Origin of the sequence: Mesorhizobium sp. M6A.T.Cr.TU.016.01.1.1 (assembly GCF_003952585.1) — a bacterium.
Lineage (GTDB): Bacteria > Pseudomonadota > Alphaproteobacteria > Rhizobiales > Rhizobiaceae > Mesorhizobium > Mesorhizobium mediterraneum.
The window spans coordinates 5,578,409-5,596,900 of the sequence record NZ_CP034452.1; the positions used below are offsets into that span (position 1 = coordinate 5,578,409).

At 62.1% G+C, this 18,492-nt stretch carries 21 protein-coding genes; 10 read left to right on the forward strand and 11 right to left on the reverse strand.

All coding sequences use genetic code 11. The annotated features are described in order from the left end of the window. Positions 1-130: 130 nt before the first annotated feature. From EJ075_RS26925 to EJ075_RS26935, 3 genes are all read left to right on the forward strand, one after another. A complete protein-coding gene (locus EJ075_RS26925) occupies positions 131-499 on the forward strand; it encodes an Hpt domain-containing protein (protein ID WP_095485577.1) in 369 nt (122 codons plus the stop codon). A gap of 100 nt (positions 500-599) precedes the next feature. Next, positions 600-920, forward strand: a complete 321-nt coding sequence (locus EJ075_RS26930; RefSeq protein ID WP_006334837.1) for a 2Fe-2S iron-sulfur cluster-binding protein — start codon at positions 600-602, stop codon at positions 918-920. 206 nt (positions 921-1,126) lie between these two features. Next, on the forward strand, positions 1,127-2,155 hold the full coding sequence (locus EJ075_RS26935; protein ID WP_126106421.1) for an NAD(P)/FAD-dependent oxidoreductase: 1,029 nt from the start codon (positions 1,127-1,129) through the stop codon (positions 2,153-2,155). Positions 2,156-2,425: 270 nt separating this feature from the next. Here EJ075_RS26935 and EJ075_RS26940 read toward each other — a convergent pair whose 3' ends face one another. From EJ075_RS26940 to EJ075_RS26950, 3 genes are all read right to left on the reverse strand, one after another. Continuing rightward, a complete protein-coding gene (locus EJ075_RS26940) occupies positions 2,426-2,800 on the reverse strand; it encodes a type II toxin-antitoxin system VapC family toxin (protein ID WP_095485336.1) in 375 nt (124 codons plus the stop codon). Beyond that, the gene (locus EJ075_RS26945; protein ID WP_280953365.1) at positions 2,800-3,018 is read right to left on the reverse strand and encodes an AbrB/MazE/SpoVT family DNA-binding domain-containing protein; all 219 of its coding nucleotides are present in this window, start codon (positions 3,016-3,018) and stop codon (positions 2,800-2,802) included. The genes EJ075_RS26940 and EJ075_RS26945 overlap by 1 nt, the downstream gene beginning before the upstream one ends. A gap of 483 nt (positions 3,019-3,501) precedes the next feature. Continuing rightward, positions 3,502-4,119, reverse strand: a complete 618-nt coding sequence (locus tag EJ075_RS26950) for a DUF922 domain-containing protein (protein ID WP_164547195.1) — start codon at positions 4,117-4,119, stop codon at positions 3,502-3,504. Between the two features lie 84 nt (positions 4,120-4,203). Here EJ075_RS26950 and folP point away from each other — a divergent pair, with 84 nt between their 5' ends. The 3 genes from folP (at position 4,204) to folK (ending at position 6,014) form a co-directional block, all read left to right on the forward strand. Then, positions 4,204-5,046, forward strand: a complete 843-nt coding sequence (gene folP / locus EJ075_RS26955; protein ID WP_126106423.1) for a dihydropteroate synthase — start codon at positions 4,204-4,206, stop codon at positions 5,044-5,046. 112 nt (positions 5,047-5,158) lie between these two features. Further along, entirely contained in the window at positions 5,159-5,518 is a 360-nt protein-coding gene (folB, locus tag EJ075_RS26960; RefSeq protein ID WP_126106424.1) for a dihydroneopterin aldolase, read from the forward strand. Continuing rightward, positions 5,502-6,014: a 2-amino-4-hydroxy-6-hydroxymethyldihydropteridine diphosphokinase gene (gene folK / locus EJ075_RS26965; RefSeq protein ID WP_126106425.1), complete on the forward strand. Its 513-nt coding sequence runs from the start codon at positions 5,502-5,504 to the stop codon at positions 6,012-6,014. Before folB ends, folK begins: the two co-directional genes overlap by 17 nt. A gap of 48 nt (positions 6,015-6,062) precedes the next feature. Here folK and EJ075_RS26970 read toward each other — a convergent pair whose 3' ends face one another. Together EJ075_RS26970 and EJ075_RS26975 are read right to left on the reverse strand one after the other, a co-directional pair. Continuing rightward, positions 6,063-6,611 carry a DUF924 family protein gene (locus tag EJ075_RS26970; protein ID WP_126106426.1) on the reverse strand — a complete coding sequence of 183 codons (549 nt, stop codon included), beginning with the start codon at positions 6,609-6,611 and terminating at the stop codon, positions 6,063-6,065. A gap of 17 nt (positions 6,612-6,628) precedes the next feature. Beyond that, positions 6,629-8,464, reverse strand: coding sequence for a monovalent cation:proton antiporter-2 (CPA2) family protein (locus EJ075_RS26975; protein WP_126106427.1), 1,836 nt, complete (start codon positions 8,462-8,464; stop codon positions 6,629-6,631). A 247-nt stretch (positions 8,465-8,711) separates the two neighbouring features. Here EJ075_RS26975 and EJ075_RS26980 point away from each other — a divergent pair, with 247 nt between their 5' ends. Next, positions 8,712-8,978, forward strand: a complete 267-nt coding sequence (locus EJ075_RS26980; RefSeq protein WP_095485329.1) for a hypothetical protein — start codon at positions 8,712-8,714, stop codon at positions 8,976-8,978. Positions 8,979-9,071: 93 nt separating this feature from the next. Here EJ075_RS26980 and EJ075_RS26985 read toward each other — a convergent pair whose 3' ends face one another. From EJ075_RS26985 to EJ075_RS27000, 4 genes are all read right to left on the reverse strand, one after another. Continuing rightward, on the reverse strand, positions 9,072-9,626 hold the full coding sequence (locus EJ075_RS26985) for a hypothetical protein (RefSeq protein WP_126106428.1): 555 nt from the start codon (positions 9,624-9,626) through the stop codon (positions 9,072-9,074). A 188-nt stretch (positions 9,627-9,814) separates the two neighbouring features. Continuing rightward, entirely contained in the window at positions 9,815-10,906 is a 1,092-nt protein-coding gene (locus EJ075_RS26990) for a YcjF family protein (protein ID WP_126106429.1), read from the reverse strand. Continuing rightward, complete coding sequence (locus EJ075_RS26995; RefSeq protein ID WP_126106430.1) at positions 10,903-12,381, reverse strand: YcjX family protein; 1,479 nt, start codon at positions 12,379-12,381, stop codon at positions 10,903-10,905. Before EJ075_RS26995 ends, EJ075_RS26990 begins: the two co-directional genes overlap by 4 nt. Positions 12,382-12,445: 64 nt before the next feature. Beyond that, positions 12,446-12,949, reverse strand: a complete 504-nt coding sequence (locus tag EJ075_RS27000; RefSeq protein ID WP_126106431.1) for a histidine phosphatase family protein — start codon at positions 12,947-12,949, stop codon at positions 12,446-12,448. Between the two features lie 264 nt (positions 12,950-13,213). Between EJ075_RS27000 and dksA the strand changes: the two genes are divergently transcribed. Continuing rightward, positions 13,214-13,630: an RNA polymerase-binding protein DksA gene (gene dksA, locus EJ075_RS27005; protein WP_006202025.1), complete on the forward strand. Its 417-nt coding sequence runs from the start codon at positions 13,214-13,216 to the stop codon at positions 13,628-13,630. 99 nt (positions 13,631-13,729) lie between these two features. On the opposite strand, the gene EJ075_RS27010 is transcribed toward dksA, so the two are convergent. Continuing rightward, positions 13,730-14,470: a flagellar biosynthetic protein FliO gene (locus EJ075_RS27010; protein WP_164547196.1), complete on the reverse strand. Its 741-nt coding sequence runs from the start codon at positions 14,468-14,470 to the stop codon at positions 13,730-13,732. Between the two features lie 306 nt (positions 14,471-14,776). On the opposite strand from EJ075_RS27010, the gene EJ075_RS27015 reads away from it, so the two are divergent. Together EJ075_RS27015 and EJ075_RS27020 are read left to right on the forward strand one after the other, a co-directional pair. Then, positions 14,777-17,347 carry a PAS domain-containing sensor histidine kinase gene (locus tag EJ075_RS27015; RefSeq protein ID WP_126106432.1) on the forward strand — a complete coding sequence of 857 codons (2,571 nt, stop codon included), beginning with the start codon at positions 14,777-14,779 and terminating at the stop codon, positions 17,345-17,347. An 84-nt stretch (positions 17,348-17,431) separates the two neighbouring features. After that, positions 17,432-18,142 (forward strand): DeoD-type purine-nucleoside phosphorylase, encoded by a 711-nt coding sequence (locus EJ075_RS27020; RefSeq protein ID WP_126106433.1) that lies wholly within the window; start codon positions 17,432-17,434, stop codon positions 18,140-18,142. On the opposite strand, the gene EJ075_RS27025 is transcribed toward EJ075_RS27020, so the two are convergent. Then, positions 18,139-18,444, reverse strand: a complete 306-nt coding sequence (locus EJ075_RS27025) for a ribbon-helix-helix domain-containing protein (protein WP_126106434.1) — start codon at positions 18,442-18,444, stop codon at positions 18,139-18,141. The genes EJ075_RS27020 and EJ075_RS27025 overlap by 4 nt on opposite strands. Positions 18,445-18,492 lie beyond the last annotated feature (48 nt).

Below are 18,492 nucleotides of genomic sequence, written 5' to 3' on the forward strand. Positions count from 1 at the left end.
TTAAATATAAGGTTAACAGAACTGTGATTCCGGCGCCGTTATCGCAACATTTTTCCGGGCCAATCATTAACCCGCCGTCCACAGGATGCGCCTATTTTTTTCGGCAGTCGAACAATGGAGTTGCAGATTCATGCGTGGCGAAAACGGCATTGCCTTCTCGATGCCCGGCGGCGACGTATCGGGAACGGCCGGGTCGCGGCCGGTGGACCTGGCGCATCTCGCGCGCCAGACGATGGGCGACCGCAGCCTCGAGCAGGAGGTGCTGGCGCTGTTCGTGCAGCAGGCGCTGTCCGTTCGCGACAAGATCGTCGACGCCGATGTGAGGCAACGACTGCTTCTGGCGCACGGGCTGAAGGGCTCGGCGCGCGGCATCGGCGCCTTCGCCATTGCCGATTGCGCCAGCGCGATCGAACTTCAGCCTGAAGATACCAATACCCTCAAGCGGCTTGGCTCGCTGATCGAAGAAGTCCGCGATTTCGTCGCCGCCATCAGCCGTTAAACCCATTTCCGAAAAAAACGGCATAGAGCGCCGCTTTTGCGCGGCAGTTGACTTGTCTGCCGGAGTGATTATCTCGGCTGAGACTCCCTTCAGGTGACAAATGACCAAGCTGACCTTCATCGCCCATGACGGCACACATTTTGACGTGGATGCCGAAAACGGCTCGACCGTCATGGAAAACGCGATCCGCAACGCCGTGCCGGGGATCGAGGCCGAATGTGGTGGCGCCTGCGCCTGCGCGACCTGCCATGTCTATGTCGACGAGGCATGGACGGCGGAGGTCGGCGAGCCGGAAGCCATGGAAGAGGACATGCTGGACTTCGCCTACGACGTCCAGCCGAACTCGCGGCTCTCCTGTCAGATCAAGGTGCGCGACGCACTCGACGGCCTGGTTGTGCGCGTGCCCGCCCGCCAAGGCTGAGGCGTGAAGGCTGAAGCGGGGTTTATAGCCGATTTTTCCGGCCCCGGCTTGGCAGCGGGCCAATGGTCATGCAGTGTCGCGCCGTTCTCTACAGCGCCGTGCGTCCGCTTGGACGCGCAAAGGGCGCTGTAGCACTGTGATTGGCGCATGATCCCCAGCGAAAATCGATTCCGGTTTTCGAGGCCCTGCGCATCGAAGGCGCATTCATGACCGATATCACCAGGACGGACGCATTGATTGTCGGGGCGGGGCCTGTCGGCTTGTTCGCCGTGTTCGAGCTCGGCCTCTTCGATATGAAATGCCATCTGATCGACATACTCGACCGGCCCGGCGGGCAATGCGCCGAACTCTATCCGGAAAAGCCGATCTACGACATTCCCGGCTGGCCATCGATCTCGGCGCAGGGCCTAGTCGACAAGCTGCTTGAGCAGATTGCGCCGTTCAAGCCCGACTTCACCTTTAACCGCATGGTCTCGAGCCTCGAAAAACTCGATGACGGCAGCTTTCGCGTCGTCACCGACGAGAACGAGGTGTTTGAAGCCAAGGTTGTGGTCATCGCCGCCGGCGGCGGCTCGTTCCAGCCGAAGCGGCCGCCGATCCCGGGCATCGAGCTTTACGAAGGCAAGAGCGTCTTCTACTCGGTTCGCCGGATGGAGGAATTCCGCGGCCACGACCTCGTCATCGTCGGTGGCGGCGATTCGGCGCTCGATTGGACGCTGAACCTGCAGCCGGTGGCCAAGAGCGTGACGCTGGTCCACCGGCGGCCGGAATTCCGCGCGGCGCCCGACAGCGTCAACAAGATGTACGCCATGCAAGAAATGAAGGAACTGGATTTCCAGGTCGGGCAGGTGACGGGACTGACCGGCACGGACGGCCAGCTTTCCTCCGCGACCATCAAGGGACCGGACGGTGACACCGAGGTGCCGTGCACGCGGATGCTGCCGTTTTTCGGCCTGACCATGAAGCTCGGACCGATCGCCGAGTGGGGCCTCAATCTTCATGAGAACATGATCCCGGTCGACACCGAGAAATTCCAGACGTCGGTACCGGGCATCTTTGCCGTCGGCGACATCAACTGGTATCCCGGCAAGCTGAAGCTGATCCTATCGGGCTTCCATGAGGTCGCCCTGATGGCGCAGGCAGCCAAGCGCATCGTCAGCCCCGGCGAGCGCATCGTATTCCAGTATACGACCTCGTCGACCAGCCTGCAGAAGAAGCTCGGCGTCGCCGGCTAGTGGTGAAAGCCTGACGCTTGGTACCCGACGCGTAGGGCAGCTCAGGGTGGAAAGCGGTCGCTCGGCCAATTCCTTTTCCTAGAGCGGAATGCGCCAACCCGTCATTTATTCCTGACGTAATCCTAAGTCGCTCGCAAAGTTCGGCTTTGCGAGCTTTTCAGGGCCTGCAATGGGGCCAGCCTCGGACATCGCCGCCGATTTCGGCGAGCGGCAGCAATGGGTCGTGAGCTGCCGGAGCCGACATCATCCCGCGGCCCAACAATGTCAGCGCTAGATCTTTTCGATGAGGGTGACGACTGGCAGGCTCTCGAAATGCTTGTCACAAGTCAGGAGCGTCGCGTCATGCGCCCGAGCGGTTGCGAAAATGATCGCATCTGCGGTCGCCAATTTGTGCTTCCGGCAGGCTTCGGCGGCCGCTAGGGCGATTTCCGTGTCAAGCGGGGCCACCGTGCAGACCTGCGTAAAGGCGATGGTCTGATCGGCTTTGTCTTCGCCTACTTCGCGAGTGAGCCATTTTGCGAGTTCCAACTGCACCATGGTCGGAACGAGCCAGTCGGCTTGCTCGGGCAGATGCTCGGCCACCTGCTCTCCCGTTGGAGAGCCTATCAGCCATTCGATCCAAGCCGAGGTATCGACGAGCACCATCACAAACGGTCCGACCGGTCGCGATATTCCGTCGCCGAAGCGCCCTTCGCCAGCCCCTTCAGCGCTTCCCGCTTCGGCACAGGGACGAGTAGCACGCCCGTTCCCTTCGGGATGAAGGCAAAGGTCAAACCCGCTTCCCAATGCTGGGCGGTCCGGATCGCCTTGGGGATCGATATCTGGAACTTCGAGGACAGGGTTGCAGTCTCCGGCATTATCATACCCTTACTTAATCGATGCGCCAAACGTAAGACGCAATGAGGGCCAGTGCAAGGAGCTTACGGCAGCCGTCTGGCCTCGGTACATTATTGAGACATCACGGATATACGGTAGCCCGGCTTGGGGATGTCAAATGCAGACGTGGGGCACGCAGGAGAAAAGTGAGACGGCGCCTCTATCGGCGCCGTGGCCGCTTCGCTGACAGATCTGTCAATCGATCCACTCCGTCCGCCCGCCGGCGGCACCGTTTCCAGAGGAAGAGCCGAGGTCGTCCGACTAAACGCCGGTGACGGCGACAGGCCGGAAATCGGACCCTCTGAATTGGGCTGTGGGCCTCGTTAGGGCAACGGGGCTTCGAATCCCGCCAGGCGGGGTCGCCGGCCGGCATGCGTTTCGCATAACAGCGGCGTGGCAATAGCAGGCGATGCCGGACGTGTCGAGGCGAAGGCCCTGCCGGTGCCTAAATCGTTACCATCTGGCCTGAGCTAACCCGGCAGCCGGCTTTTCTCGATGCGCTCCATGCGATAGCGCAGCAGTCGCAAGATGCGACTTTCGAAATTGATGGTTTCGACGCGATCGAATTGCACCTGGGCCCGGTCGTGCTTGGCAAGAATAGCGGCAGCGATTTCCGCGGCCTTGGTCTTGGCCTCCTGGCAATTCTTCCGCGGGTAGGTCGCCTTCAGCGCATCCTCGAGTTCGCGGGCATGGTTCTTGGCGATTTCGACATGGCGGTCCTCATGGCGCTTGATGTCGGCCGACAACGTGTCCCAGAACAGCCTTACGCCCGCATCGGCCTTGCCCGAGCGGCGCCATTCGGGAAGGATCACCTTGACCTTGACGGTGACGTTGGCGTCGGCAATCCGGCAGGAATTCGATTTTTCCGCGTAGCTGACGCGGGTGGTGAACGCCATCTGTGTGGCGCCTGGATGCCGCATCCCCGTGCTTTTCACCTGGGGCCCGAGTTTCGTAAGCTGGGTTCCGATATCATCGAGCGTTCTGCCGCCGATGCTGAAGTAGCTATATATCTTTACCAAGCTCGCTGTGCCCGCCGGAAAGGCGGAAAAAGCGAGCATCAGGGCGCAAAGCAGGGATCGTTTCATCATGTTGCCTCTTTGCCCACCTTGCGTTACGGCCGTTGCCGGCGCAACGGAATTGATCTTTGGCGGATCATACATGGTTGATGGACAATGACGACAGGGCGATGGCAGCTGGCGCATGGGCGCCATCTCGACCTTGGCAGCAAGGCCGTGGTCGTCGGTATCCTCAATGTCACGCCGGACAGTTTTTCCGACGGCGGGCTGTTCGTTGCGCCCGAACAGGCGATGGCCCAGGCGCGCCGGATGGTGGAAGAGGGAGCCTCGGTCATTGATGTCGGTGGGGAATCGACACGCCCCGGCGCATCTCCGGTAACCATCGAGGAAGAGCAGGCCCGCGTGCTGCCAGTCATCGAGGCGCTGGCCAGGCTTGGCAAGGCGCTGATTTCGGTCGACACCTATCGCGAGGACACCGCCCGGCTTGCCGTCGGCGCCGGCGCCCACATCGTCAACGATGTCTGGGGTCTGCAGCGCGAGCCCGGCATCGCGCGGGTCGCGGCCGAGACCGGCGCCGGGCTTATCATCATGCACACCGGGCGTGACCGGCAAAAACTGCCCGACGTGATCGAGGATCAGCTTTTCTTCCTCAGGAAATCGTTGGAAATCGCCCGGCGAAGCGGCGTTGCCGACGACCAAATCGTGCTCGATCCGGGATTTGGCTTCGCCAAGGAAACAGCGGAGGAAAATCTCGACCTGATGGCACGGTTTTCCGAACTCGATGCCTTGGGCGTTCCGCTGATGGCGGGCACATCGCGAAAGCGCTTCATCGGCGCTGTCACCGGCCGCGACGCCTCGGCCAGGGGTGCCGGAACAGCGGCGACGAGCGTCATCCTGAGACTCAAGGGCGCGCAGCTTTTTCGCGTCCACGATGTCGCAATCAATGTGGATGCGCTGGCGCTTGCGGATGCTATGCTGGCGCGTGAAACCACCGCATAGGCTCGAAAATCGGAATCGATTTTCGATCCTATGCGTAGATTTAAAGCGTTAGAGCGTCGTTTTGTGCATCCAAGTGGACGCGCCTCGCTCTAATCGAGCGGGACGCTGAGCGATGTATGTCATCCGCATGAAGAACTGCGCCTTCTTCGCCCGGCACGGCGTGCTGGATGAGGAGGAGACGCTCGGCCAGCGCTTCTATGTCGACGCTGCGCTCACCGTCGAACCCGGCCGTGCGCTGGTCGATGATTCCATCGAGGACACCGTCCACTATGGTGTCGCCTTCGGGGTGATCGAAAGGATCATAACCGGGGAGAGGCGTTTCCTGATAGAAGCGCTGGCGTTGGAGGTGGCCCGGGCGCTGACGGCCCGGTTTCCCCAGATCAAAAAGGCCGAGATTACTGTGCGCAAGCCGAACGCGCCGGTTCCCGGTGTGCTCGATCATGTCGAGGTGACCGTTGTCTGGCCCGAATAACACTGTCTATCTCAGCCTTGGCGGCAATCTTGGCGACCCGGCAAGGTCGATGGGCGCGGCGCTGCGCATGCTGGATGCCGACAAGAATACGCGCGTCGCGGTCGTTTCCTCGCTTTACCGCACGCCACCCTGGGGCAAGCTCGACCAGCCGGATTTTCTCAATGCGGCTGCCGAAATTTCGACTGCTCTCGCACCACATGCATTGCTCGAACTCTGCCTCGACGTCGAGCGCAGACTGAAACGGGTGCGCGAGGAGCGCTGGGGTCCACGCCTGATCGACATCGACATTCTGGTGTTCGGCGATCGGATCATCCACGAAACCGGGCTGGAAGTGCCGCATCCGCGCATGCTGGAGCGCGCCTTCGTTCTGGCACCGCTGGCCGAGATCGCGCCTGGCCTCACCGTCGGCGGCAGAAGCGTACAGGATCGGCTTGCCGCTCTCGACAGCGCCGGCATCGAGCAATTGCCGTCTGGCCGGGATTGGTGGCGGGCCTAAGCATCGGACGCAAGACCGGTAGCCACTTTTGGGTCCGACGCATTAAGCTCAGCCGGAAAATCCGCCCCCATCGAGGAACACTTGTTCTTCCGGCGTCGTCTCGCGGCCAAGCATCCTGTTTCGATGCGGAAAGCGGCCGAAGCGCTGAATGATCTCCAGGTGCTCGACCGCATATTTCAGGTTGGATTGGGCTTTGGCGGTAAAGAGGTCCATCGATTTGAGCTGGTCGGCGAGATGCTCCGAATGCTCATACGGCAAATAGAGGAAGGCGCGCAGGTCTTCGTCGAGCGCCAGATCCTGGCCGGCGGCGATTGCCTTTTCGGCGAAATGCCTTGCCAGCGGGTCGGTGGCATACATATGGCCAGTGCCACGAAAGCAGTTTCGCGGAAACTGGTCGAGCAGGATCATCAGCGCCAGTGAGCCTTCGGCATGCTCCGACCAGTCGTCACATTCGCGCCGGGCGGCAGCGTAATGCAGATCGAGAAACCTGTTGCGGAACTCTTCGTCGAAGGCGTCATGCTTCTCGAACCATGCATCCTTCCCGGCGTCACGCCAGAATTTGGTGACGGAAAGCGCGCGCTCGTCCAGTTCGGTCATCTGTTTGCTCCACATGTTCAGTCCGCAGGCTCGGATTTATGCAGAACGCCGGCGGTCTCTTCATTGAGCGCCTGACCGGCGTGGCGCGGCTGGCTGAGCGGGGTCGGAATGGGCGTGCCGATATTGCCCTTGAGGAAGCGCGCTCCGGCGCGAACGCCTTCGGCAAGCTGCAACTCGAAACGGGCGGCGTCGCGGTGGCGGACATCCTCGATCACCTCGGCGACTTCCGTTGGGTCGACGCCCAGCGCCTCCAGTGTGGAGCCGCCGAAGACAAGCGCTGATTCGAAGGTTTCGCGAATTTGGAAATCGACGCCGGCACGTATCAACTGCAGTGCGGTTCCGCGGTCGAAGGCGCGTGCCAGCACGGTCAGCAGGGGAAACTCTGCCTTGATGAGTTCTGCGATGCGGACGGCGACGTCGGGCTTGTCGACGCAGATCAACACGGCGCGCGCGCGGCCGGCGCCTGCGGCGCGCAGAATGTCGAGCCGCGTGCCGTCGCCATAATAGACCTTGAAACCGAAATCGGCCGCCGCCTGGATCATTTCGACCTCATTGTCGATGATCGACACATCGATCCCGCGCAACAGCAGCGGCTGGCTGGCGATCTGGCCGAAGCGGCCGAAGCCGATGATCAGCACGCTGCCGGTAAGGCCATCGGCGATATCGACGCCTTCGAGCGACTGCTCGTCGCGCGGCGTCAAGTACCGCAACGCCAAGGTGGCCAGCGGTGTCAGCACCATGGAGATGATGACGATCGCCGTCAGGGTCGCATTGGCCTGGCTGTCGATGATGCCGACGGTCGCGGCGGCGGAATAGAGAACGAAGGCGAATTCGCCGCCTTGCGCCATGAAGACGGCACGCTCGATCGCTTCCCGGTGACCAGCCTTGAGGATGCGGGCGACGAGATAGATGCCTATCGCCTTTATCACCATGTAGGCGACGACGTAGACGGCGACGAGCCGCCAGTTCTCGACGACCACTTGCAGGTTGAGCGACATGCCGACCGCAAGGAAGAACAGCCCGAGCAGCACGCCGCGGAACGGTTCGATGTCGGCCTCGAGCTGATGGCGGAAGGTGGATTCCGACAAAAGCACGCCGGCCAGGAAAGCGCCCATCGCCATCGACAGGCCGCTGAGCTGCATGGCAAGCGCCGACCCCAGAACAACCAGAAGGGCGGCTGCGGTCATCACCTCGCGGGCGCGGGCATCCGCCAGGACGCGGAAGAACGGATTGAGGAGGAAACGCCCGGCCAGCACCAGCCCGAGGATGGCCGCAAGGCCGATGCCCACCTCCGTCAGCCGCTGGGTCAAGCTCATATCGGCGCCGCCCGGTGCCAGGAAGGCGATCAGGGCCAGCAGCGGCACGATCGCCAGGTCCTCGAGTAGCAGGATAGAGACGATGCGCTGGCCTTTGGGCACGGCGATCTCACCACGTTCTTCCAGGAGCTGCATGACGATCGCCGTCGAGGTCAGCACGAAGCCGGCGCCGGCGACGAAGGATTGCGCGATCGGAAAACCTCCCGCCAGTCCGACGCCGGTCAGCAACAGCGCGCAGACGCCGACCTGCAGCGCGCCGAGACCAAATATCTCCCGGCGCAGGCCCCACAGCCGCGACGGCTGCATCTCCAGCCCGATGATGAACAGGAACATGACGACGCCGAGCTCGGCGACGTGAAGAATGGCTTCCGATTCGGAAAAGATGCCGATGCCGAACGGGCCGATGACCACGCCGGCCGCCAGATAGCCAAGGATGGAACCAAGCCCCATGCGCTTGAAGATCGGCACGGCGACAACACCTGCGGCGAGCAGCGCCACCACGTGGATCAGATCGCTGCCCGCTGCTTCTGCCGCCATGCCTGCCGTTCCGTTCTTTTTAAGGACCGCTGCACGTGCTGCGGCATCGAGCGGCCAAGATAGGGGCTTCGGCGGAAATCGAACAGTCCGAATCCGGAAACCGGTGCGGCAGTGTTGCAGGCGCGCTCCACAAGTTTATGCGCCGGCCGCGTTGCTTGTTTCGGCATTCGGGCGCTAAGGACGCCCGGCTTCGGCCAGTGGAGGGCGAACGACGATCAAGTCGCGGCCCTTTTTGAGGGAGACTGACATGAAGACGTTTTTGCTTGTTGCCGTCGGCATCGCGGCACTTGCCGGCTCGGCCTGTTCGAAGGCACCTGAATGCACGACCGAAATGCTGACTAAGAAGGCTCAGGACATGACTGCTGCCCTTCAGGAGGCAATTACCAAGGATCCGGCCAAGGCAGCCGATCTCACCGCCAAGGTCCAGGCGATCACGACCAAGTTTCAAGGCACTACGACGGCCGACGAGGCCTGCAAGGCCTACGACGAGCTGACCACCGCCATCAAGAGCTGAGCATCGATTTGAGTTTTGCAAAAAGCGGTGGCCGTGGCTGCCGCTTTTTTTGCAGCGTCGCGCCGCATGTTCACTGGACGCGCAAATAATCGCTCAGTTTGGCGCGATGGAGCCGACCTCGAGTGTATCGACGCGCTTCAGCTTCATGCCGATGACCGGCACCAATTGCTGGTCGACGCGCACCGCAATCGTCACCGTCATCGAGTTGTCGTTGGGGACAAGAGCTTGCATGACGCCGCGCAACTGGTTGCGGTTGATGGTGAAGACGACCTTGTTGGCGTTGACCACGTTGCCGCCGATGATGTCGAGGCCGGAGCCGGCGGCACCGCCCATGAAGCTGCCCTTGTAGCCTTCGCGGCCCTTGCGCTGGATCGTCGCCGACATCTGCTGGGTGAACATGCCGACCCGGCAACCGCCGTCGAGCGACATGCCGATCTTGCCGTCAGGTGTCGAGCCGGTGAAATTGCAGGTGAATTTCGTCCCCTTGTACTTGCCGGCGACGATTTCTCCCGGGCCGACCCATTTGCCTTCCACCGATTGAAAGAACTGCTTGTCCGGCTCTGCTGCAAAAGCCTTTTCGACCAGGCCGGCAGTTGTTGAAACCACGACTGCCAGGGGCAGGACGCTAGACAAGATCACGCTTTTCATCGACGACACCCGGCAACAAAGAGACTGGTTTGGAACCCGTCCGACCATGAACAAGATTGGTTAATGCTTCGTCACCGCTAGCGCGTGACCCGAAAATCAGAATCGATTTGCGTTGGGGATCATCCGCAGAATCAAAGCGCTACAACGTCCTTTGCGCGTCCAAAAGGACGCAGCGCTGTAGGCAATTGTCACGTATCGGAAGCGGACGTTTCCTTCTGCTTTTTTGTCGCAAACGATGTCAGGGCGGACAGGAAATCACCCATGCCGGGCCGTCTCGTGGCGCTGAAGGGCAGGGGCCTCGCGGTTTCCATCGCCGCAATGCCGATGCGTGCGGTCATCATGCCGTTGACGACGCCTTCGCCAAGTTTTGCCGAGAGCCGGGCAGCGAGGCCATGGCCGACGATCTGCTGCACGAAACTGTCGCCAACGGCGATCGAGCCGGTCACCGCCAGATGGGCGAGAACGCTGCGCGCCAGCCGGAGGAACCCCAGCGTGCCCGGCCGGCCGCCATAAAGTTCCGACAGGCGGCGAATCAGCCGGCCGGCTTCGAACACGACATAGGCGACGTCGACCAGGGCGCGAGGGCTGACCGCCGTCACCAGCGACACACGCTTTGCCGCTTCGAGGATCATAACCTTGGCGCGCGCATCGAGGGGCCCGAGGATCTCGGTCTCGGCCAGGCGCACCAGATTGCCACCGTCGATGATCTCGTCGCGCAGCTCAGCCAGCGCGCGTCTGCCGGCCGCGGTTTCGGGCTTGGCCGCGACAAAGGCCGAGAGTTCGTCGACCACTGCACGAGCGGCTTTCGGGTCGTCGCGGGCGATGGCATCGAGTGCCCGCTTCTGCAGCTTTTCGACCTCGGCGAGGCGGGCGATCGCCAGGAATTCGCGGACAAGGATGACCAGAAGCGCCAGCACCGCGATCACGGCCATCCCGGCGGCCAGCCAGCCCAGCCATTCGGCGCGCGCGAACAGATCGCGAATCAGCTGGTCGGTCCAAAGTCCGACAGCCAGCGAAACCAGAACGCCCAATGCGCCGAAGAACAGGCTGCCGAACAACGAACGCTTCCGCGGCGCGATCGCTGGCGGCGGTTCGGCGACGACGATGTCGGGCTCGTCGAAGACGTCGATCTCGGCCGGCACGACGACCGCGCCATCCGTCTTCACCGCGCGTGGCTTTCGCGCTGACGGGGCGTCGGGCTGGCGCAAGGATGCCTGTTCCTCCCTCGGCGCGGCTTCCGGCTCGATGCGAAATGCCGCCGGCTTGCGGGGCGCGGTCATGCCAGATGATCTCCGATCAAGAACTGCAGGGCGCGGTCGAGCCGGATATGCGGCAGCGACAGCGTGACGCCTTCAGCGGTGCGTTCGAGCTTTGGCGGGCGAAAGCGCACAAAGCGGATCGCCGGGTCGTCGTTGCCCTGCCGATGGCCTAGTCCAGAGACATCGAACACTGCATCAATTTTTTCCGGTAAGTCGCCGGGAAATATGGCTGTTTCGGTCTTTCCATCAAATGCTTCGCCGTTGATCCTTTCACCCTTCAACGGTATGCCGATGATGACCGGCAGTGTTTCACGGCCTTGCTTGACCGTGCCCTCCCGGGTCGCGCGCACGGCCGCCAGGGCGACCACGTCGACATCGGCGCCGGTGAAATTTGCCCGCGCCACGGCACGGTCGGCAAGCCGCCGCACGATCGCCTGCAGCCGGTCGTGGCTTTCGTGATGCAGATGGTCCGCCTTCGTCGCCGCCACCAATATGCGGTCGATGCGCCTTGAAAAAAAGTCTGTCAGGAAATTGCCGCGGCCGGGGCGGAAACAGGCGAGGATTTCGGTCACCGCGCGTTCGAGATCGGCCATCGCGCCGGGGCCTGCGTTCAAGGCCTGCAAGGCGTCGATCAGCACGATCTGGCGGTCAAGGCGCGTGATGTGCTCCCGAAAGAACGGCTTTACGACATGCGTCTTGTAGGCCTCGTAGCGGCGCTCCATCATCGCCTGCAGCGACCCCGAACGCGCTCGCCGCTCGCTCAGGTCCGGCAAGGGCGCGAAGGTCAGCGCCGGTGAGCCCTCAAGATCGCCGGGCATTAGGAAACGGCCGGGTGGCAAGGTCGAAAGCGCCCGCTCGTCGAGCTTGCATGCCTTGAGATAGGCGGCGAAGCTCTCGGTGAGGCGGCGCGCCGTCATTTCGTCGGCGTCCGCCTTCGGGTCGACTGCGGCGGAGAGCGCGCGCCATTCCTGCGAAAGGTCGACGCGCACCGGCAGCACGGCCATCTCGAAGGCTTCGCGTGAGAAATCGCCGTAGGATTTGCCGAGCAGCGGCAGGTCAAGCAGCCATTCTCCGGGATAGTCGACGATATCGACCGACAATCTGCCTGATGAAAACATGCGGCTCCAGCCGGAGGCCGATTCATATTCGATGGTGAGCCTCAGTTCGGAAATGGCACGTGTCGAATCCGGCCAGAGGCGGTCGTTGACGAGGGCCGCGATGTGATCCTCGTACTGGAATCGCGGTACCGCATCATCCGGTTGCTCTTCGAGGAAGGCACGGGCGATGCGTCCCGATTTCTGCGCGGCGAATAGCGGCAAGCGCCCGCCATGGAGCAAATTGTGGACAAAGGCCGAGATGAACACCGTCTTGCCGGCGCGAGAAAGGCCGGTAACGCCGAGGCGCAGCGACGGCGAAAAAAGCCCTGTAGCGCGCCCCGACAGCGTATCCAGGGCAATCTTCGCCTCGTCGGTGAAAGTGGTCAGCGATGATGCCAAATCGGTTCTCTCGGGGCTTCGGTAGGCTCCGATATAGACGCTGCCACCTGGATTTGAAACGGCGTCAGAGATCAACCGGCGTCAAGAAGGCTTCGAGATAGCCGGTGCCTTGCGCGGCGTCGGCAAGACTGCCTGGAAAACGGACGACCGCAAGGCCGGCGGTCGGGAAGCCGTGGTTTAGCATTCCCTTCGCAGCCTCTTCGCCGTCGCCCGAAAGCGCGATAGTGAGATCTTCCGTCATCGGGTTGTGGCCGATGACGAGCAGCGAGCCTGGCCCGCCATTGCCGCGGATGATGTTGAGATAGAAGGCGGCATCCTCGCTGTAGAGCGCGTCCAGGAACAGGGCCCGGCCGGTATCGGTGTGACCGGCAAGGCCTTCCAGCGTTTGCAGCGCTCGCTTTGCTTTGGAGCAAAGCGTGAGGTCCGGAATGTAGTTGCGGGCCCGCATGACCGCACCCATCGTTTCGGCGTCGGCGAGGCCGGATGCGTCGAGCGGACGATCGAAATCGCGCATGCCCGGCAGGGCCCATCCAGCCTTCGCATGCCTCAACAGATAAAGCTTGCTCACCGGCCCCTCGCTTGTGCCTAACACCGAAACTCGTCAAAAGGCGCTGCAGGATTAGCCATGAGAAAGCCCTCTTGCACAATGGCTGATACCCTTCAAACCCCACGAATCATAAACGAATTCGGCCGCGCCCTTCATGCGAATGATGCGGCCAGTGCCGTTTTGCCCGACATTAACAATTGCGTGAAACTGTCGTCGATTACGCTTGTGCAGCATTCGCTCCGCGAATATATAGGCGCCAAAATTGGGGCAGTTTGGGTGAGTCGAATGAACGACATCGTTACCGCCGATTACGTACCCTCCGAAGACGAGCCGTTCATGAACGAGCGGCAGAAATCCTACTTTCGCCTGAAGCTCGTCACCTGGAAGAATGACATATTGCGCGAAGCGCGCGAAACCCTCGAAATCCTGCAGCAGGAAAACGCCAACCACCCCGATCTCGCCGATCGCGCCTCTTCGGAAACCGACCGCGCCATCGAACTTCGCGCTCGCGATCGCCAGCGAAAACTCATTTCAAAGATCGATTCCGCGCTCCAGCGCATTGATGAAGGCACTTACGGCTATTGTGAGGAAACCGGCGAGCCCATCGCCCTGAAGCGGCTCGATGCGCGTCCGATCGCGACCTTGTCGATCGAGGCGCAGGAGCGCCACGAGCGCCGCGAGAAGGTCTACCGCGACGACTGAAGCAGGCGAGGCGTCTAAAAAGCGGTCAAATAGCGAACTTTGTCATGGCCGGTCTCCGGCCATTTTTGTTGGCTATTCGCTGGGCCGGTTCCTGGCCGGTTACCGTTTCTGGCTGGAGAGCTCGCCGAGAAGCTTCGTCATCTCGTCATCGAGAGACGGCGGCACCTTTGCCGCCGGCTTACTCTCCGGCTTGGCGGGCTGTGGCTCGTCAAGCGAGACCTCGAGTTCCCTCATCAACGTATCGTCGATAGAATCCTGCCTTGCCGGGGAATCCTGTCTTGCCGGCGATGGCGCGTGTCGAACGGCATTGGCGTTCGCCGATCCATAGGCGGGCAGCGGCGTGATCGTCGCCGACTGATGGCTTTGCGCTGCTGGCTTCGGCGCCTGCGCCGTCTGATAGGGCCGGACAGGCGTTGGGGCCGCGCTTACCGGCTGCGGAGGCGGTGCTTGCCTCACTGGCGCAGGAGCGGGTTGAGGGGCGGGCGGCCGCGGTGCCAGCTGATGGCCGCCGCCATCTCCGGTCAGTGCAGGACGGCGCAGCGCCGACAGCCTGATGTCGCGTTCGACGACGACGTCGGTCGGACCTCCGATTAGCAGCAGGTGCTCGATATCGTCGCGGCGCACCAGCACCAACCGGCGGTGACTGTCGACAGCGGTGGCGTCCATGACGGCCAATCGTGTCTTGCGGTTCCTGCCGCCGGCGACGAATGTTCCGAAGGTCAGATTGCGGATCAGCTTGATGATAAGGAGAATGATGACCAAAAGGACAAGCGCGACAAGCGTCCACAGGATCGCCGCGGCATAACCAGGACCCGCCACGCTATCCAGCCACTGCAGCATTGGTGCCCCCAATCGTCTTTCGAAGAAGACGCGACACTAAACTGTTGCGGCAGGCCACTGCAAGTTGCCTTTCATGCTTCGTGAACAGCTTGAAACACCACACTGGATTTTCAGCAAGTTGCTGGTGTGACGAATCCGAAAATTCGCCTGGCGCTGCAGCAAGGTGACGCGAATTTCGAATTCACCACACCGGGCGCCGAACGGCCTCATTTTTAGCGGACATTTGCCGCCAAGGCCTTTTCCGGACCTTGAGAATGTGATTCAACCGGGCAGGGGCAAGTACCGGAATTCACGAGCAGGGGGCACATGGCCAAGGAAGCGCGCGGCGATTTCTATCCGGTACCGATCGTCGACCAGAACACGCGACCGGGTGCGGTAACCCGGCTCATCATCTTCATCGTTGTCTTGACGGGCGCCGCGATCGTCTTCGGCCTTTTCCGCGAGCGTCTTGGCGATCCATTCCTGCTTGGAATGCTTGGTGTGCTGGCGATGATCGGCGTCGGCTTCCTGTTCGCCACCGCCATCGGTTTCGTGCAGATCACACCGCGCTCGACGAGCGACGAGCTGTCGAAAGCCTTCGTCGATTCAATGTCGCAAGGTCTTCTCGTCACCGACACCAAAGGGCGTGTCGTTTACGCCAATCGGGCCTATGCCGACATGACGGGCGCGGCGTCGGCGGCGGATCTCAAGACGGTCGAAGGGTTGCTGTCCGATGTTCCCGAGGCCTCGGTGACCATATACCGGCTCGCCTCCGGCCTGCGCGACGGCCAGCCCGGCGACGGGGAGTTTCGGCTTGCTCAATCCATTCGACCCGGCGCCGAGCCGGGCGCGCGCTGGTATCGCGCCCGCGCCCGCGCCTTCAGCGTCCCGGGCCAGCGGCTGCCTTTGCTCGCCTGGCAACTCGCCGACATCTCGGAAGAACGGGCCGAGCAGGAGCGGTTCTTCCTCGACCTGCAAAAGGCTATCGACCATCTCGACCACGCGCCGGCCGGCTTCTTTTCGGCCGACCAGGAAGGGCGCGTCACTTACATCAATGCCACGCTTGCGGAGTGGCTGGGCATCGACCTGACGAGCTTCACGCCCGGTGCCGTCACGCTTCCGGAGATCGTCGCCGGCGACGGCATGGCGCTGGTCCGCTCGGTCAAGGCCGATCCCGGCACCACGCGCAACGCGGTCATCGATCTCGATCTGACGACAGTGAAGGGCGAGGCGCTGCCCGTGCGTTTCATGCATCGGGTGTCGGCCAGCCGCGAGGGCGTCAACGGTCCGACGCGCACCATCGTGCTCAACCGGACGCAAGGCGAGGACGCTTCCGCCGATCTTCGCGCCTCGGAGATCCGCTTCACCCGCTTCTTCAATTCGACGCCGATGGCAATAGCGGCTGTCGACAACGGCGGGCGCATCTTGCGCACCAACGCGCCTTTCCTGTCGCTGTTTTCCTCGGTCGTCGATGGGGACGCGGTCGATCGGCGCGTGCGGCTGGACACGGTGATCCATGAGCGCGACCGGCCCGCCTTTGCCGTGGCGTTTGAAAAGGCGCGACAACGGCAGGCCGACATCGAACCGATCGATACGCTGCTGCCCGGCAATGAGGAGCGGCACATGCGCTTCTACGTCAACGCGGTTGCCGACGGCACCAGCGAGGGCGCCGAAGAATCGGCCATCGTCTACGCCGTCGAAACCACCGAGCAGAAGGCGCTCGAGGGCCAGATGGCGCAAAGCCAGAAGATGCAGGCGGTCGGCCAGCTTGCCGGCGGCATTGCCCACGACTTCAACAATGTGCTGACCGCCATCATCATGGCGTCGGACCTTTTGTTGACCAACCACCGCCCGTCGGACCCGTCCTTCCCGGACATCATGAACATCAAGCAGAATGCCAACCGGGCGGCGTCGCTGGTGCGGCAGCTTCTGGCCTTCTCACGCAAGCAGACGCTGCGGCCGGAGGTGCTCAACCTGACCGATGTGCTTGCCGATCTCCGGATGCTGCTGGCCCGCCTGGTCGGCAACGACATCAAGCTGAAGGTCGATCATGGCCGCGACCTGTGGCCGGTGAAGGTCGATATCGGGCAGTTCGAGCAGGTGGTGGTCAATCTGGCGGTCAATGCGCGCGATGCGATGCCGGCCGGCGGCGACCTCACCGTGCGCACCCGGAACGTGACCACCGAGGAGAGCAGGAGCCTTTCCTACCGAGAGCTTGCGCCGGCCGACTATGTCGTGGTCGAAGTCGAAGACACCGGCAGCGGCATCGCCCCCGAAGTGCTCAAGAAGATTTTCGAACCTTTCTTCACCACCAAGGAGGTCGGCAAGGGCACCGGCCTCGGCCTGTCCATGGTCTACGGCATCATCAAGCAGACGGGCGGCTTCATCTTCTGCGATTCCGAAGTCGGCAAGGGATCCGTGTTCCGCATCTTCTTGCCGCGCTACATTGCAGAGGCGAGAAAGGCAGGCGAACCCAGCGAGGCGCCGGCTGCACCGGCAAAGATCGCCGACGCAGCCAAGGATTTGTCGGGTTCGGCCACTGTGCTGCTCGTCGAGGACGAGGATGCCGTGCGCATGGGCGGCATGCGAGCGTTGACGTCGCGCGGCTACACTGTCCACGAAGCGTCCTCGGGCGTCGAGGCACTGGAAGTCTTCGAGGCGCTCGGCGGCAAGGTCGACATCGTCGTTTCCGACGTGGTGATGCCTGAAATGGATGGGCCGACACTGCTTGGCGAATTGCGCAAGCGGCAACCGGACATCAAATTCGTCTTCGTTTCTGGCTACGCGGAAGATGCGTTCGCCAAAAACCTACCGGCAGACGCGCATTTCGGTTTCCTGCCGAAGCCGTTTTCGCTCAAGCAACTGGCCACAATCGTGAAGGATGTGCTTGAATCTTAGGATTTGCTAATCTCGCACTTGCGTAATGACGCGAGGCTGCCATGATTGCGGGTGAAACGGACGGCGGGTTTTGGGGAGCATGCCGTGACGCCGCACAACGAGGCAGGCAAGGGTGATTACGCCGCAACAGTGCTGTTGCCAGGCGATCCGCAACGCGCCGAATGGATGGCGCAAACCTTTCTGGAGGCGCCGCGCTGCGTCAACCGTCGCAGGGAGGCCCTCGGTTTTACCGGCCTGTTTCGCGGTAAGCCCATCAGCATCCAGGCAACGGGCATCGGTGTCCCGTCGTTCCTGATCTACGTGCATGAGCTGCTCGATTTCTACGGCGTCAGGACGCTGATCCGCACCGGTACCTGTGGCGCTCTGACCGCCGGGCTGAAACTGCGCAGCCTGGTGATCTCGCAGTCGGTACGAGGTGAGAGTGCAGAGAGCGGTCAGGTTTTCGGGCTCTACAACGATGTTGCCGCCCCCGATCCGGCACTATTCGTCCGCGCCTTGGCCAAGGCTGCCGAACTCGACATCGAGCATCAGGCCGGGCTGACGGCCTGCAGCGACATATTCTATCATCCCCAGGGACGGACCCGCTTTGCCGGGGTGCAGGCTGAAGGCGCGCTCGCGGTGGATATGGAGACCAGCGCGCTCTATCGCATCGCGGCGCATTTCGGCGCCCGGGCGCTGTCATTGCTGACCGTCGTCGACAATGTGGTGACCGGCGAGCAAACCGACTATTCCGAGCGCCAGGCGCTTTTCACTGACATGACCCGGCTGGCGCTCGATGTTGCAGCCGACAGCTAAGCTGCTTGCCGCTTAGGCGTCGTGTGTTCTTCGATGCCTGGCCGATGGCCTTTCAGATAGAGAGCGCAGGTCGTGCGCAACATCGACGCGAAGTTCGGAATCTGGCCGTTGATCTCGATAGCCTCGTCATAGAGCTTCGAGATGAATTTCGGCGTCGTCAGACCCTGGCTATCGGCGATCTCGTCGAGCAAAGCCCAGAACGTCGCCTCGAGCTGGATGCTGGTCGAGTGCCCGTCGATGCGGATCGACCGGTTGATCTGTCGGTAGCCCTCCGGATCCTGCCCGGCAAAAACCCTGCACATGGTTACTCCCTTCTTGTTGGCTTTGGCCATTCTTGTTGATTTTTGGGC

Coding starts and splice junctions, on each gene's coding strand:
- EJ075_RS26925 (WP_095485577.1), top strand. CDS start 131: ATGCGTGGCGAAAACGGCATTGCCTTCTCGATGCCCGGCGGCGACGTA.
- EJ075_RS26930 (WP_006334837.1), top strand. CDS start 600: ATGACCAAGCTGACCTTCATCGCCCATGACGGCACACATTTTGACGTG.
- EJ075_RS26935 (WP_126106421.1), top strand. CDS start 1,127: ATGACCGATATCACCAGGACGGACGCATTGATTGTCGGGGCGGGGCCT.
- EJ075_RS26940 (WP_095485336.1), bottom strand. CDS start 2,800: ATGGTGCTCGTCGATACCTCGGCTTGGATCGAATGGCTGATAGGCTCT.
- EJ075_RS26945 (WP_280953365.1), bottom strand. CDS start 3,018: ATGATAATGCCGGAGACTGCAACCCTGTCCTCGAAGTTCCAGATATCG.
- EJ075_RS26950 (WP_164547195.1), bottom strand. CDS start 4,119: ATGATGAAACGATCCCTGCTTTGCGCCCTGATGCTCGCTTTTTCCGCC.
- folP (WP_126106423.1), top strand. CDS start 4,204: ATGACGACAGGGCGATGGCAGCTGGCGCATGGGCGCCATCTCGACCTT.
- folB (WP_126106424.1), top strand. CDS start 5,159: ATGTATGTCATCCGCATGAAGAACTGCGCCTTCTTCGCCCGGCACGGC.
- EJ075_RS26970 (WP_126106426.1), bottom strand. CDS start 6,611: ATGACCGAACTGGACGAGCGCGCGCTTTCCGTCACCAAATTCTGGCGT.
- EJ075_RS26975 (WP_126106427.1), bottom strand. CDS start 8,464: ATGGCGGCAGAAGCAGCGGGCAGCGATCTGATCCACGTGGTGGCGCTG.
- EJ075_RS26980 (WP_095485329.1), top strand. CDS start 8,712: ATGAAGACGTTTTTGCTTGTTGCCGTCGGCATCGCGGCACTTGCCGGC.
- EJ075_RS26985 (WP_126106428.1), bottom strand. CDS start 9,626: ATGAAAAGCGTGATCTTGTCTAGCGTCCTGCCCCTGGCAGTCGTGGTT.
- EJ075_RS26990 (WP_126106429.1), bottom strand. CDS start 10,906: ATGACCGCGCCCCGCAAGCCGGCGGCATTTCGCATCGAGCCGGAAGCC.
- dksA (WP_006202025.1), top strand. CDS start 13,214: ATGAACGACATCGTTACCGCCGATTACGTACCCTCCGAAGACGAGCCG.
- EJ075_RS27010 (WP_164547196.1), bottom strand. CDS start 14,470: ATGCTGCAGTGGCTGGATAGCGTGGCGGGTCCTGGTTATGCCGCGGCG.
- EJ075_RS27015 (WP_126106432.1), top strand. CDS start 14,777: ATGGCCAAGGAAGCGCGCGGCGATTTCTATCCGGTACCGATCGTCGAC.
- EJ075_RS27025 (WP_126106434.1), bottom strand. CDS start 18,444: ATGTGCAGGGTTTTTGCCGGGCAGGATCCGGAGGGCTACCGACAGATC.